Origin of the sequence: Brevibacterium permense (genome assembly GCF_025506275.1) — a bacterium.
GTDB classification, from domain to species: domain Bacteria; phylum Actinomycetota; class Actinomycetes; order Actinomycetales; family Brevibacteriaceae; genus Brevibacterium; species Brevibacterium permense_A.
In genome coordinates, this window is sequence record NZ_QYCP01000096.1 from 246,650 (window position 1) to 261,215 (window position 14,566).

Genomic DNA, 14,566 nt, shown 5'->3' on the forward strand with positions numbered 1-14,566 from the left:
GAAAATGAAACTGAGAACACGGCCCAGGGTGGGCGCTGCCGTTGCTGCGGCCTTGGCATTGGCGCTGGGGCTGAGCGCATGTGGGACGGCCTCGGGAGGAGGCTCGGACGCGGAGACCGAAGAACTCAAGGAGCTAGGGGACCCAGAAGGTGAAGTCTCACTGCTGGCGTGGCCGGGATATGTCGAAGACGGCTCAAACGACCCTGAAGCAGACTGGGTGACACCCTTCGAAAAGGAGACGGGCTGTAAGGTCAACGCGCAGACCTACGGCACCAGCGATGAGGCCTTCAACCTGATGAAGCAGGGCGGCATTGACGTCGTTGCGGCTTCTGGTGATCTTTCACTGCGCCTTATCGCTGCCGGCGATGTCCAGCCGATCAACAATGATCTCGTTCCGAACTACGAAAACGTCTATGACTTCCTTAAGAACAGGGATTGGAACTCCAAGGACGGCAAGAACTACGGCGTACCTCACGGCTATGGCGCAAACCTGTTGATGTACAACAAGAAGGAGTTCGACAAAGCTCCGACCTCATGGGACGTCGTCTTCGACAAATCTGATGAGCACAAAGGTAAGATCACGGCCTACGACTCGCCGATCTATATCGCAGATGCAGCGGTCTACCTTATGAAGCACCAACCCGACCTTGGCATCAAGAATCCCTACTCTCTTGACGAGAAGCAGCTGGATGCCGCGGTTGAACTTCTCAAGAAGCAGAAGCCGAACGTCGCGGAGTACTGGTCAGATTACCTGAAGTCCTTGCAGGGATTTGAAAACGGTTCGGTCGTCGCTGGCACCGGTTGGCAAGTGACGATGAATGAGCTCGATCCGAAGAAGTTCGGCGCGGTTGTCCCTGATGAGGGTACGACTGGATGGAGCGACACGTGGATGGTGTCATCGGATTCAGAACACCCGACCTGTTCGTACAAGTGGCTTGACTACATGGCCAGTCCCAAGGGTTCGGCTGCCGCCACGGAGTACTTCGGTGAGGCTCCGAACAACCCGGGTGCGTGCGAAGAGGCAAAGGACCCCAAGTTCTGCGACACCTACCATGCGGGAGACGAGAAGTACGCCGAGGGCATCTGGTATTGGACCACACCGGTGACTGAATGCCTGGACGGTCGATCCGACGTCAAATGCACCGACTATTCCGCCTGGACTAAAGCCTGGCAGCAGATCAAGGGATGACTGAAGATGAGTCATGCCAGCAGAACTAAAGTTCGCCTGCCAGCTCCGCCTGTGACAGCTTCGCGTCGTCTGTCGAGTTTCTTCGGAAAACATCGGCGACTGTCGCTGACCGCTCTATTGGCAGCACCGCTGGCTTGGCTCGTCCTCATCTACATCATTTCGCTCCTGCTGTTGCTCGTGACCGCGTTCTGGTCGACAGACAGCTTCACAGGGCAAGTGGTTCAGGAATGGACGCTGGGCAATTTCGGCGCGGTGTTCACCGAAGCGCTGTATCGAGCGGTGACTGTGAGGACACTCATCATCGCAGTCTCTGTGACTGTCATCGACGTGGTCATAGCACTGCCAGTCGGCTATTTCATGTCAAAGGTAGCCGGTCCACGGCTGCGCGGGGCTCTTGTCGTGGCGTTCCTGATGCCGTTGTGGGCCGCCTATCTGGTCAAGGCCTATGCATGGCGGACCATCGTATCTCCCCACGGACTCCTTGACTCCCTGGGAATCTCGCCGGGGTTGGGGCTGGTCGCGACGATCATTACGATGTCGTACATTTGGCTGCCATACGTTGTGATGCCCGTCTACACGGGTTTTGAGCGGATCCCCGACAACCTCATTGAGGCCGCAGGAGATCTCGGTGCAAAAGGTTGGAAAACCTTCACCGCCGTAATCATCCCGCTGGTTTGGCCCTCGGTCATCGCCGGCTCGATCTTTTCCTTCTCTCTGACCTTGGGCGACTATATTGCCGTGCAGATCGTCGGTGGATCTCAGCAGCTTCTCGGCACTCTGATCTATGCCAATGTCGGCACGGGAGGAAATATGCCGTTGGCAGCCGCTACGGCATTCATACCGATTGCTGTCATCGTCATCTACCTCACTGCAGTCCGCCGAACAGGCGCGCTGAAGAACCTTTAGGACTACTCATGCGAATCCCTACTCCGGTCAAGGCCGTGCTCAGTGTGATCGTCTGTGCCGTCCTGGCGTTCGTATATATTCCATTGATCATCGTCGTGATCAGTTCGTTCAATGCCAGTCAGTCGCTCGGGTGGCCGCCTCAATCCTTTACCTTCGAATGGTGGGTCAGAGCTTTCAGTGACAAAGGGGCGTTATCCGCGCTCGGGACCAGTTTGATAGTGGCGGCATGTGCGACGCTCATCGCTTTGGTGCTCGGCACGCTTGCTTCGCTTGCTTTGGATCGGTTCGAGTTCTTTGGCAAAGAGGCAGTCAACCTCCTGATCGTCCTGCCGATCGCCTTGCCTGGAATCATCACCGGTATTGCTTTGAACAATGCGTTCACGACGATGCTTGGTTGGCGGCTGGGCCTGCTGACTGTAATCACCGCGCACGCCACGTTCTGCATCGTCACGATCTACAACAATGTGTTTGCTCGCATGCGTCGAATGTCGGGCAATCTCAGGGATGCAGCAATGGATTTGGGGGCAGACTCCTTCACCACCTTCAGGCTGGTGACGTTCCCTCAGTTGCGGAGCGCCCTGCTGGCGGGTGGCCTTCTCGCCTTCGGGCTGTCTTTCGACGAAATCATCGTTACGCAGTTCACCGCTGGCACCGGGGTCCAAACTCTGCCGATTTGGATCTTTGACAATATGTTCAGACCGAATCAAGCTCCGATCGTCAACGTCATTGCGACATTCCTCGTAATCGTCTCGATCATTCCGATAACTTTGGCAAACCGTATTGGCGGCAAAGCAGCGACCGGTGTGGCGTAGAAACCGTGCCGTGACTCCTCAGTTCAGCCGGGCTGCCGCGAACTCCGCGGCGTTGTGCAGCACCGTCTTCGTGTCGTCGAGGATGCGCCCGAAGTGGAGGAACGAATGGAGCACATGCGGATACTCCTCGAAGCGGACGTCATTGCCTGCCCGCTGCAGGGTACTGGCCAGCGCTCGGCTGTCATCGCGCAGCGGGTCGAGGCCGGCGGCCGCGACGAACACGGGTGGCAGACCGGAGAGGTCGGCGGTCAGATGCGCGACCAGAGGTGAGCGTTCGTCCTCTGGGTTCGGCAGATAGTCGCCGAGGAGGTTGCTGAGGTCGTGTATTCCCATGCCGTCCCAGTCACCGCCGTAGAGTCTGCGACTGGCCGAGTCGACGAGACCATGGCTGCCGTAGATCGGCAGGAGGGCACGCAGAACCGAGAAGCTTGAGGCGTTCGCACCGATGGACTCGGGCTCATCGCGCAGCAGCAGACCGGCACCGACGGTCAGGACCGCCCCGGCGGAATCTCCGGCAATGGCCAGGCGTGCTCCGTCGATGCCGACCTCGTCACCGTGACTGGCGAGGTGGTCGACGATTCCGGCGCATTCGTGCAGTGCCTGCGGGAACTTCACTTCCGGAGACAGCGAATAGTCGACGCCGATCACGGCGAAGCCGCCGGCAGCGGCGAGCACGCGCATGATCCGGTCGTGTGTATCGAGGTCGCCGAGGCTGAACCCACCGCCGTGGAGGAACACGAGGCCGGGCAGGACCGCCTCGGTGGTGGGGCGATGGATGCGGATCGGAACGTCGACCCCGGCGGTGCGGATGTGGTGATCATCCGTGCGGGCCATGGTCGGGCCGCCTTCGTTCCACAGCGCGCGTTCGGCGCGATATTCGGCGCGTTTCGCGGCCCAGGATCGAGCGGCAGGGGAGAGGCCGTGGACAGAAGCGGCGAGATCCTCGCCGGCTTGGCGGCACTCGTCGGCACGGGTGGCCTGAATGGCCATGACCTCGCGCATCTGGGGCGACATCGACGCCACGATGTCGGCAGGAATGGTGGCCAAAAGCGCATCGGTGAGCGCGGGATCGACGGTCACGCCGGAAATCATTGTCCTCATTCTCAGTCGGCGGCAATGCTTCCAAGCTTAGCGAGGCGACCTGGTCAGCGTGCTTGGGGACCGGATCTGTTTTCGGGCACAACTATGAGAATGCACGGTATTCGTCGCCTGTGTCGCGGAATATCCGTCGGTCACGACTGTTATGTCTGTGGGGTGGCCATCGACGCCCCGCACTCCGAGGGATGACCCCTCACAGACACTGACATCGCAGGAGCGAAACCTTGACCGACAGCACGGAACCCGGGCCGTCGCAGCCCGACGATGCGCCGACTGAGAATCCGCGCACCGAACACATGCGCCGACACGAGACTGATCACGATATTCCGTGGTCGCTGCCGATCGTCGTGCGTCGGTCCAAGACCGCCATCGCCCGCCATATCGACGTCCTCGAGGCTACTGCTCGCGCCGTTGTGACCTTCCTCGACGATCCGCGCTCGAAGCCGGGCGGGGAATGGAACGAGGCCGTCGAGTACTGGCGTGACGGAGCCATCCGCAAGGTCGTGCGCCGCGGTGACGGAAAGAAGCTCGAGGACGCACGCGCCCTCGGGAGCGTGAGCGTGACCTTCGGTGGCACGGATGATTTCGCCCCTGCAGAGGCGCTGGTGTTCGAGCCTGGTCCGGTCGAGCCCCTCCCGTCTGAGCTGAAGAAGCTCCAGGTCGGAGGCACCGAGTTCCCGGATGAGGGGGAGAGTTCGGTCCCCGCTGCCGAGGCGGTCGTGACGATCGAACTCTCACCTGAACTCACGCTCACGACTGGGAAGGCCGCCGCACAATGCGGTCATGCCGCGCAGCTGGCGTTCGAGCAGGTGCCCGATGACGTGCGGGACCGTTGGCGGGAATCCGGTTTCAGCTTGCGCGTGACTACCGCGAGCCGGGAATCCTGGGCCGCGAACAACCAGCAGATCAGCGTCGTCGACGCGGGTTTCACCGAAGTCGACGGGCCCACCGAAACCGTCCGAGCCCGTTGGTGACCGGGGCGCTCAGGCCTCGTCGAGGTCTTTGAGTTCTTCTTCGGTCAGCGGCCGCGTCTTCGTGCCGTTGCCGAACTCATCGAGGTAGATCATGTGCTTGACCATCTCACCGGTCTCTTCGTCCTCGACTTCGATGATGTCACCAGGTTGGGTCGCTGGCTGGTAGAAATCCTCATTGACTCCGGTCATCGTGACCACCTCCTACAGGTATCTTCACCATACGATGCTGTGATCTGAGTCTCAAGGGATCCCCTTACTACCTGACGGGGGCCCAGCAACCTGGCGCCAGGTTGCTGGGCCCCCGTCAGGTAGCAATTGGGGATCTGCGGGGTTCGGTATCGGTAGTCTGAGTTCATGGAACGACAGAGATTTCACACCACCGGAGGTCGCGATCGCAATGTCGCCGAGGAGGCCCGCCCCGGAGAGGACGAGTTCCGCGTCGATATCGAACGGATCCGGTTCTCCCCGTTCTTCTCCCGCCTGGCCTCGGTCACCCAGGTCATTCCGCAAGCCGGGTCCGGCACCGTCATCCACAACCGGCTGACGCATTCGCTCAAGGTCTCCGCGGTGGCCCGGTCGATCGCGATCACGTTGAACAACGCGGACTATGGGACCCGGGAAACGGTCAACCGTCTCGGGGGATGTGATCCTGTCGTTGTGCAGGCGGCCGCCGCCGCGCACGATCTGGGGCACCCGCCGTTCGGCCACCTCGGCGAGAAGGAACTCGACCGGGTGTCGCGGCAGGCGCTGCGCCTCGACGACGGGTTCGAGGGGAATGCGCAGACCTTTCGGATTCTCACCGCCCTCGACAGCTGCGAGGCCACGGCGCGGGGTCTCAACCTCACCCGGGCGATTCGGGCCGCGGTGCTCAAGTATCCGTGGGAGCGCGGGGAGTGGACGGGCGATCGGGCGTCGTCGGCGGCGCGGATGCCGCGTGGGGTCGGTGATGATGTCAGCGAGGGAGCGATGAAGTTCTCCGCCTACGCCACCGAGGTCGAAGAGATGGCGGACGTCCTCTCGGCGTTCCCGGCGATTGGAAAATACCAGCAGACGCTTGAGTGCGCGGTCATGGACGTCGCCGACGATATTGCGTACGCGGTGCACGACCTGGACGATTTCTACCGGTCGAACGTGCTGCAGTACACGGCAGTGTCCGCCGAGCTCGGGCGGTGGCTGCGCGATCATCGGGAGTTGGCAGCGCTCGATTCGTCCGAGCTGGATCGGCGGCGGCCGGGCCATGCGCTCGAGGCGATCCGGCGGCACACGCGGGAGAAAGATCCGTGGATCGCCTCGGAGGACGCGTTCCGGGAGTCGGTGGAGCGGGTCAACCGGGATCTCGTCGAGGGACTGCTCGGGGTTCCCTACGACGGGGGACTGGAAGCCGACCGGGCGGTCACGGGGTTCACCCGGCGGTGGATCGACCGGTTGCAGGCCTCGATCGTCGTCGACCCGGACCCCCATATCCGCAGCGGTCATGTGCGACTGAGCCAGGAGGCGTGGCACGACGTCGTGGTGCTCAAATTCGTGCATTCGCGTTTCGTGCTCGAACGCTCTGACCTGGCCGTGTATCAGCGTGGGCAGACGCGGATCATCGCGTCTCTCGTCGAAGGGTTCCACGAGTGGCTGCTCGATCCGGATGAGGCGACGCGGATTCCCCGGCGTCTGGTCGATTCCGTCGAGGCGGCCACGCAGGAGTATTCGGACCTGTACGCGCGTAACCCCGCAGCTTTGGGGGAGGAAGGCGCGGCCGGGATCGTAAGGCGTGGTCGGGCACGTGCAGTGGTCGATTACGTCGCCTCGTTCACCGATGCGCAGGCCATGTCGGTCAACGCCCTGATCACCGGAGCCTCCGACGAACCGTGGGAGGCCGGGCGCGGGTTGTAGGGCGCGAACGTCTTTGGCCACCTTCGACGCGAAGTCGACGGTAATGCCAACGGCAGGCATGCAAACGGCGGGGCCGGAGTTCTCACTCCGACCCCGCCGTTTCGGCGTTCACACGGTCAGGTCTCAGAGACCTGCACGGTGACGTCGCGTCAGGTAGATCGCAACTGCGCCACCGGCGATGAGGAGCGCGGCAAGCCCTCCGATCGCCAAGGTGCCGTTGGCACCGGTGCGAGGCAGGTCGCCGCCCGCGTCAGCGGCAGCTCCGGCATCGGCTGTGCTGTCAGCCTGTGCATTGTTGCTGGCATTCGCGCTCGTGCTGGCATTCGCCGAGGCGGATGCCTCGTCGTTGCTGGCAGCGGAGGCGTCGGCGTCGTTCGTCGCAGATGCCGAGTCGTCGGCATCAGCGGTCACCGAAGCGGAATCGTCGGCGTCGGCGGTCGCGTTGGCCGCGTCGTTGGCCGAAGCCGAGTCATCAGCATCGGCCGTTGCGGACGCGGCATCTTCGGCATCGGCGGTTGCGGACGCCGCGTCGTTGGCATCAGCCGTCGTCGAGGCGGAATCGTTCGCGTCTGCGGTGGCTGATGCCGAATCGTCGGCATCGGCGGTAGCCGTGGCCGAGTCGTCAGCGTCGGCCGTTGCGGAAGCGGAGTCGTCAGCATCAGCGGACGCTGAGTCGTCGCCGGGAGCTTCGTCCGCGGCAGTCGCCCGGACGGAGGAAGAGGCCAGGTTGATATCGGCAACGCCATTCGAGGCCTGTGCCTGCGCACCACCGGCATTCGGGAGGAGCTCGAGGCTGACCGCGTTGACGGTGAAGCCGTCGGCGTCGGTTCCCTTGACATTGCCGTCCTCAGCGGGGTCCTTCTTCGTCGGCTGCTCATTGATTGTCAGATCGACAACCTGGTTGAGTCCGGCGAAGACCGGGTCAAGGTTGGACAGCAGGGGATCGACGATCTTGGTGACGCTGCCGGAGACCTCGTCCGCCGTGGCGTCGAGGATCGGGCCGATCAGGGGCTTGGTCACTCCTGTGAGCTGCTCGAGCAGGGGCCCGGTGATGGAGTTCAGGAGATCTCCGACGTCGATTCCAGCGAGTTTGAGGTCGGTGCTGACCTTCGGGTCGCCCTCGCCGGTGCCGGCGAGCTGACCCAGGGTGGCGTCGATGTTGACCTTGCCGTCAGCTGCGGGAACTCCGACCGCGGTGGCCTTGGCCGGCAGCGAGACCTCGACGCGGACATCGTTCAGCGCATCCTTTAGCGTCTCGTTGAGCTTGCCGGAGAGGCTGCCGAGAGCGTCGGCAACTGCGTCAGTGATCTTTCCGATGGTCTCGGAGGTCAGTACCTGGGTGTTGGGATCGAGGCTGTTGAGGTCTTCGCCGTTCTCGCCCTTGACGACCTTGGCGAGATCAATCTTGATGTCACCGTTCTTGAGGTCGATCGAGACGAGGCCCGACTCGTCTTCGAGCTTCTCATTGACGATATTCTCGACAACGCTGTTGAGAGCGTCCTGACCTTCGACATTGACGGTGGTGTTCTCGCCGCCGAGTTCGATGTCGGCGAGGCCGGTCTTGACGTTGATGCCGGCCTTACCCAACTTGTCGGCCAGGCCTTCCTTGGCGATGACGTCTTCGAGCGTTCCGCCGGTGCCGTCGACAACTTCGTTGAGGGAGTCGGAGAGGTCACCAACTGCAGGACTGGAAACGGTCAGAATGCCGTCAGCCACGGCGTATTCGGACGTCGGTTCGTCGGAGCCCTTGGCTTCTGCGGTTGAGGCGACAGCGCCGAGCTCGAGCGAGAGCTCGTCTACGATCTTATCGGTGGCGCCGTCGATTCCGGCCTGCGAGAGGACCTGAGTGAGGTCGACGTTGGCATTGCCGTAAGCACCGTTGTTGATGTCATCGAGGTTGAGAGCGCCATCCTCTCCGACGGCACCCGCGCTGGCCTTTGCGCTGTCCGCGGATGGGGCATAGCCGTACGAGTTGAGGGCGCCTGCTTCGCCGAGCTCCAAGAGACCTTCGCCGCCTGGCTGGCTGACGACAGGCAGCGATACGCCATTGCCGAGGTCGAGGTCGATAGCGTTGAGGGCCTCGGCGTTGAGCGGAGTCTTCGCCTCTTCAGGATTGCTGGGGAAGCTGCTGTATGCTCCCGCTGCATCGACCAGCTGTTCGTCGAGGAGATCAGACTGGACGAGCTGGCCCAATGCCTCGGCATCTTCATTCGGGTCGGGGTTGACTGCTGCGGCACCGGGCGCTGTTGCCATGACGGTCAGTCCCAGCGCGGTTACTGCTGCGGCGGTGCCGGCAGCGGCTCTGCGCACGGGAACGTGCCCTTTGCGGAGCTTATTCATACTTCTCAACTTTCGTTCGTGAATGTCGACTGTTCGATTCGCACAGCAAGTACCCATGCTGTTTTGGCCGAACGTCACACACCCTACAAAGTCATGAACGAATAATGCGAGAGTAATCAGAAAGATAACGGAAAGGTAACGACGTCTCTTTTGCTGGTGGAGGGTGAACTGTGAGTGAACTGCGGTTCATGCGAACGACGGGAAGCGGATCGCTAGTTTCCGCTTGCCGTAGCGGAAGTTCCGTGATCTGGGAGTTCGTGTCGAATGGCCGTGGTCTCAGCATGCGGAAGACTGTGCGTGGCCGTTCCGGAGGCTTCAGCAAAATGTGAGACTCGTCACATCGATAAATATGACAAAAATGTAACAAGGTAGCTTTGATTCATTACCGATAGGTAACGAATGTCTGAGGAGCACATTCGATAGCGGGCAGTGCTGTCGGTAGCGAGAGCGTCCGATGGCCTTCAGCGCACTGTCGTAGGCTGAGTGAATGACGAATGGCGGGGCCGGAGTTCTCACTCCGACCCCGCCATTCGTGGTTTCAGCTCACTGACTGAGCTGGGTCACCTTCAGTGCTTGCCGGCGCGGTAGCGGCGGGTTGCCCACACCGCTGCGGCACCTCCGGCGAGGAGCAGCGCGGCGAATCCGACCATGGCCGGGAGGCCATCGGTACCCGTCCGCGGCAGGTCTCCACCGGCATTGCCCGAGGCATTCGTGTTCGAACCGGCCGAGGCGTTGGCCGTGGATCCGGCGTTGGCTGATGCGGCCTGATCCGAATCAGCTGATGCCTCGTTCGCATCGTCTGCCGACGAAGCGTCAGCCTCAGCGCCGTCGGCTGCTGCTGCAGCGGAAGCCTCGGAGGAGGAGTCCGCCGTCGACGCTGCAGAAGCGGCGGCACCGGCGTTGGCGTTGGCTGCGGCAGATGCCTGTGCATTGCTGTCATCCGAGTTGTCGGCGTTCGCGGCTGCGTTGGCTGCCTTTTGTGCCGAGGCGTTCGGATCCGATGTAGCGTCAGCCGAGGTCTCCGAGGAGGCCTCTTCGTTGGCTGCCGATTCGGCGGCTGCTTCGGCGTTCTCGTCAGCTGCTGCCGATGCCGTGTTGTTGGCATCGTTGTCGGCTGCTGCTACTGCTGCTGCCTCGGCGACTGCGTTGCTGTTGTCATCGGCGTTGGCCGAAGCCGAGGCCGATGCGGCAGCGTTCACATTGGCATTCGCATCGGAATCGTCCGAAGCGGTGGCCGCGGCTCCGTCATCAGCACCGTCGGCGTCAGCAGCTGCGTTGGCAGAAGCCTCCGAGGAGGAATCAGCGGTAGAAGCTGCGGACGCAGCAGCTGCCGGATTCGCATCAGCGGCGGCTGAAGCATCGGCGTTCGTCGAGTCCGAGTTGTCGGCGTTCGCGGCTGCGTTGGCTGCCTGCTGTGCCGAAGCATTCGGATCCGATGTAGCGTCAGCCGAGGTCTCCGAGGAGGCCTCTTCGTTGGCTGCCGATTCGGCGGCTGCTTCGGCGTTCTCGTCAGCTGCTGCCGATGCCGTGTTGTTGGCATCGTTGTCGGCTGCTGCTACTGCTGCTGCCTCGGCTGCCGCGTTGTTGTCGTCATCGGCGTTGGCCGAGGCCGACGCCGAAGCGGCTGCGTTGACGTTGGCGTTCGCGTCTGCCTCATTGGCGGCATCAGGATCTGCTGCTGCGCTGGCGTCAGACTCGGCTGCTGCCTCTGCGGATGCCTCGTTCGAGGAGTCAGCGGTGGAAGCAGCCTCAGAAGCGGCTGCGGAGTTGGCATCCGAAGCAGTCGATGCTTCGGCGTTCGTGTCATCGGAGTTGTCAGCCTGTGCGGCGGCCTGCGAAGCTGCCGTCGAAGAAGCGTTCTCATCCGTCGTCGAATCGGCTGAAGCCTCGGACGAAGCGTCCTCGGTCGCTGCCGATTCCGCGGCTGCTTCGGCGTTCTCGTCAGCTGCTGCCGATGCCGTGTTGTTGGCATCGTTGTCAGCGGCGGCTTCCGAGGCTGCCTGGGCGGCGGGGTTGTTATCGCCGTCGGCGTCGGCCGAAGCCGATGCCGAGGCCGCTGCGTTCGCGTTTGCGTCCGGATCCGCTTCGTCTGGCTCGGCGATTGCACGGACCGAAGACGAGGCCAGGTTGATGTCGATGGCATCGGCGGCCGGGAGCAGTTCCAGGCTCACCGCGCTGACGGTGAAGCCGGGTCCGTTGTTGCCCTTGACCTGGCTCTCCTCTGCCGGATCCTTCGCGGTCGGCTGCTCATTGATCGTGAGATCGACGACCTGGTTGAGCGCTTCGAAGACGGGATCCAGAGTATCGAGTACCGGATCGACGATACCGGTCACAGCGCCAGCGACTTCATCGGCCGTGGAATCAAGGATTCCGCCGATGAGAGGTTCGGTGATGCCAAGCAGTTCGCTGACCAGCGGATTAGTGAGGTCGGAGATGAGATCCCCGACTGGGAGCCCAGCGATATCTAGATCAGTGGTGATTGTCGGATCGGAGGAGTCCGTGCCGGCGAGCTGGCCCAGCGTTGCGTCGACGTTCACCGACCCACGGGCGACGGTTACTGGGCCCAAGGTTGCCACTGCAGGCAGGTCAATGACGAGGTGCACGTCGTTGAGCGCATCGGACAAAGTCTCGTTGACCTTGCCGGAGAGTGCGCCGAGGGCATCGGCCACGGCATCGGTGATCTTCGAGATCGTGTCCGAGGTGAGTACCTGGGTGTTCGGGTCGAGACCGTTGAGGTCAGAGGCGTCCCCGCCCTTGACGATCTTCGCGAGGTCGATCTTGATGTCGCCATTGGCGAGATCGATCGAGACAATCCCAGCTTCATCTTCGAGCGCCTCATTGACGACGTTTTCGACGACGCTGTTCAGCGCATCTCGGACTTCCACCGACACGGTGGCATCGTCACCTGCGACGGCTACGCGTGCGATTCCGGGAATGTTGACATCGACGCCGAGGCCGGCAAGTTCATTGACCAGGCCCTCTTTGCCGATGACCTCTTCGAGAGTGCCACCGGCACCATCTACGACTTCGTTGAGGTCGTCGGACAGGCCGCCGACAGCAGGGCTGGAGACCGTGAGGATGCCATCGGCGACGGCGTACTCGGAGTCATCGGCTTCGCCGTTGCTGTTGGCAGTCGAGGCGATCGCGCCGAGTTCGAGGCTGAGCTCATCGACGATCTGATCGGTGACGCCGTCGAGGTCGAGCTGGCCGAGCACCGAGGTCAGGTCGACCTTGGCGTTGCCGTACTCACCATTGTTGATGTCATCGAGGTTGAGACCGCCGTCCGTCCCGACTGCGCCGGCACTGGCCGTGGCATCATTGTAGGCAGGAGCGTGCCCATAGGCATTGAGCGCTCCTGCTTCGCCGAGTTCGAGCAGACCGTCGCCGCCCTCGTTGCTGATGAGCGGGATGCCGATTCCGGGGAGTTCGACTCCGATGGCTTGGAGCACCTCAGCGTTGATCGGAGTGCTGTCCGCGTCCGTACTGGACGGAGAACTGCTGTACGCCGAGAGAGCGTCGACAGCGTCTGCGGTCAAAATGTCGGCATCGATCAGTTGCCCGAAGGCTTCTGAGTCTTCGTTCGGATTCTGTTCATCGGCGGCACCGGGCGAGGTCGTCAGCAGGGTCAGACCCACTGCTGTCGCCGCGGCGACAGACCCCACCGCGATTTTCCGACCGGCTCCGGGCCGGCCTCTCAGTATTCTCATGGTTCTCCACATCGTTCAGACCCTGATCAGGTCCAGGCGACGCCTGGACGGAAACAGGCAGTTTCCTGACAGGACGCTCACAACGTTACGGAGTAATCAAAAAGTAATCAGCAAATCACAGGAAAAGTTACCTCGTCGTTATAGTTACGCCAAGGTAGGCCCTGATGGCTGCTGCTGATGTCTGCGGCGGCAAGTCCCGTTTCTGCGCGATTCTATGAATCTGCAGGTGAAACGCTTGCTACGAAGAGTGCAGTCTGACGAACTGAAATTTGCCACAGTCATAGTCAAGTCACTGGGTACTACCTTTTATGTCATGGTTTGAGACACGGACGGTCGGCTGCGAAATCCGTCTGTGACCGTATGGTGACCGACAAGGTCACGACTCCCGCGGTGTGGACGGGACGCGCAAGACACCCCGCCGTCGCCTAACGTCGGCTCAACCGCCACGACTCCGCCGATGTCACTCTCTTCGAAAAAGAAGACCACCCTGCCGCCCACCAGACCGGTCACAACTCCGGAGTCGTCCTCGCCGGCCTCTACTACGAACCCGGCAGCCTCAAAGCCACCCTCTGCCGCAGAGGCGTCTCCCTCCTGACCGACTTCGCCGCCGAACACAACGTCCCCTTCGACGAATGCGGCAAGGTCGTCGTCGCCACCGACGAAATCGAAGTGGAACGCCTCCACGCCATCCACGATCGTGCCCTCGCCAACGGAGTCCCCGACATCGCCTTGGTCGACTGCGACGGCCTGCGCGAGATCGAACAGAACGCCGAGGGCCTCGCAGCCCTCCACTCACCCCACACCGCGATCATCGACTACCCCGGCCTCACCGACGCTCTCGTCGCCGACTTCCGCGCCCACGGCGGCCGCGTCCGCTTCTCGACCCCGATCAAAAGCATCGATCACCGAGGCGGCCCCACCTCCCGCGGTTCCGCCATCGTCCACACCCCGGTCGACGCTCAGGAAATCGACCACGTCATCGTCTGTGCCGGCCTCCAGCCCGACCGCCTCGCCGCCCGCTCCGGACAGAAGCGCACCCCCACCGTGGTGCCCTTCTTCGGGCAGTACTTCATCCTCGACGAGGTGCACAGCAATACGGTCAACGGACTCATCTATCCCGTCCCGGACCCGAAGTATCCCTCCCTCGGCGTCCACGTCACCCGACGCATCGACGGCGGACTGATGATCGGGCCCAACGCCGTCCTCTCCTTCTCCCGCGAAGGCTACCGAGGGCTAGGCCTCAACATCCCCGATTCCCTGGCCGTGGCCGCCGACCCTGGATTCTGGCGCTTCGCCGCAGGCAATATGGCCACCGCTGCGCGTGAGCTGCCCGGGGTGCTCTCGATCGAGAGATTCGTCGCCGAGGCGGCCCGCTATGTCCCCTCCCTTGCGGGACCCGGCGGCCACCGCGCCACCCGCGGAATCCGCGCCCAGGCCATGAAACGGGACGGAACACTCGTCGATGATTTCGTCATCGATCGGGCGGGAGCCACGATGTTCGTCAGGAATGCGCCGTCCCCGGGAGCCACCTCGGCGCTGGCCATTGCCGAACACCTCATCGGCATCATCGACGGGCGATGATGCCGGTGCCCGGCGTCGACGACGAAGGGCCGCCTGCCCGACCGTGAGGACGGGGAGGCGGCCCGACGATCAGAG

9 protein-coding genes and 1 pseudogene are annotated in these 14,566 nt (G+C 62.5%); 6 read left to right on the forward strand and 4 right to left on the reverse strand.

Translation table 11 applies throughout. From position 1 onward, the window contains the following. Window positions 1–4 precede the first annotated feature (4 nt). Genes D3I60_RS18750 through D3I60_RS18760 form a run of 3 tightly spaced genes read left to right on the forward strand, consistent with a single transcriptional unit; the run spans window position 5 to window position 2,907 of the window. Window positions 5–1,189 (forward strand): ABC transporter substrate-binding protein, encoded by a 1,185-nt coding sequence (locus tag D3I60_RS18750; RefSeq protein ID WP_262778497.1) that lies wholly within the window; start codon window positions 5–7, stop codon window positions 1,187–1,189. 51 nt (window positions 1,190–1,240) lie between these two features. Next, entirely contained in the window at window positions 1,241–2,095 is an 855-nt protein-coding gene (locus D3I60_RS18755; RefSeq protein WP_262778442.1) for an ABC transporter permease, read from the forward strand. A gap of 8 nt (window positions 2,096–2,103) precedes the next feature. Then, a complete protein-coding gene (locus D3I60_RS18760; RefSeq protein WP_262778444.1) occupies window positions 2,104–2,907 on the forward strand; it encodes an ABC transporter permease in 804 nt (267 codons plus the stop codon). Between the two features lie 18 nt (window positions 2,908–2,925). On the opposite strand, the gene D3I60_RS18765 is transcribed toward D3I60_RS18760, so the two are convergent. After that, window positions 2,926–3,987 carry an alpha/beta hydrolase fold domain-containing protein gene (locus D3I60_RS18765; RefSeq protein ID WP_262778445.1) on the reverse strand — a complete coding sequence of 354 codons (1,062 nt, stop codon included), beginning with the start codon at window positions 3,985–3,987 and terminating at the stop codon, window positions 2,926–2,928. Window positions 3,988–4,229: 242 nt separating this feature from the next. Here D3I60_RS18765 and D3I60_RS18770 point away from each other — a divergent pair, with 242 nt between their 5' ends. Beyond that, a complete protein-coding gene (locus tag D3I60_RS18770) occupies window positions 4,230–4,979 on the forward strand; it encodes a peptidyl-tRNA hydrolase (protein WP_346659581.1) in 750 nt (249 codons plus the stop codon). A gap of 9 nt (window positions 4,980–4,988) precedes the next feature. On the opposite strand, the gene D3I60_RS18775 is transcribed toward D3I60_RS18770, so the two are convergent. Beyond that, window positions 4,989–5,168, reverse strand: a complete 180-nt coding sequence (locus tag D3I60_RS18775; RefSeq protein WP_262778447.1) for a hypothetical protein — start codon at window positions 5,166–5,168, stop codon at window positions 4,989–4,991. 165 nt (window positions 5,169–5,333) lie between these two features. On the opposite strand from D3I60_RS18775, the gene D3I60_RS18780 reads away from it, so the two are divergent. Further along, the gene (locus D3I60_RS18780) at window positions 5,334–6,863 is read left to right on the forward strand and encodes a deoxyguanosinetriphosphate triphosphohydrolase family protein (RefSeq protein ID WP_262778449.1); all 1,530 of its coding nucleotides are present in this window, start codon (window positions 5,334–5,336) and stop codon (window positions 6,861–6,863) included. A 123-nt stretch (window positions 6,864–6,986) separates the two neighbouring features. On the opposite strand, the gene D3I60_RS18785 is transcribed toward D3I60_RS18780, so the two are convergent. Together D3I60_RS18785 and D3I60_RS18790 are read right to left on the reverse strand one after the other, a co-directional pair. After that, window positions 6,987–9,203 (reverse strand): choice-of-anchor G family protein, encoded by a 2,217-nt coding sequence (locus D3I60_RS18785; RefSeq protein ID WP_262778451.1) that lies wholly within the window; start codon window positions 9,201–9,203, stop codon window positions 6,987–6,989. Between the two features lie 566 nt (window positions 9,204–9,769). After that, a complete protein-coding gene (locus D3I60_RS18790; protein WP_262778453.1) occupies window positions 9,770–12,910 on the reverse strand; it encodes a choice-of-anchor G family protein in 3,141 nt (1,046 codons plus the stop codon). A gap of 498 nt (window positions 12,911–13,408) precedes the next feature. Between D3I60_RS18790 and lhgO the strand changes: the two are divergent. After that, window positions 13,409–14,491, forward strand: a pseudogene (gene lhgO / locus D3I60_RS18795) (L-2-hydroxyglutarate oxidase); the annotation flags it as partial. Window positions 14,492–14,566: the final 75 nt, after the last annotated feature.

Bases quoted from the DNA above. Each gene is read 5' to 3' on its own strand.
- D3I60_RS18750 (WP_262778497.1), top strand. From the start codon at position 5: ATGAAACTGAGAACACGGCCCAGGGTGGGCGCTGCCGTTGCTGCGGCC.
- D3I60_RS18760 (WP_262778444.1), top strand. From the start codon at position 2,104: ATGCGAATCCCTACTCCGGTCAAGGCCGTGCTCAGTGTGATCGTCTGT.
- D3I60_RS18775 (WP_262778447.1), bottom strand. From the start codon at position 5,168: ATGACCGGAGTCAATGAGGATTTCTACCAGCCAGCGACCCAACCTGGT.
- D3I60_RS18780 (WP_262778449.1), top strand. From the start codon at position 5,334: ATGGAACGACAGAGATTTCACACCACCGGAGGTCGCGATCGCAATGTC.
- D3I60_RS18785 (WP_262778451.1), bottom strand. From the start codon at position 9,203: ATGAATAAGCTCCGCAAAGGGCACGTTCCCGTGCGCAGAGCCGCTGCC.
- D3I60_RS18790 (WP_262778453.1), bottom strand. From the start codon at position 12,910: ATGAGAATACTGAGAGGCCGGCCCGGAGCCGGTCGGAAAATCGCGGTG.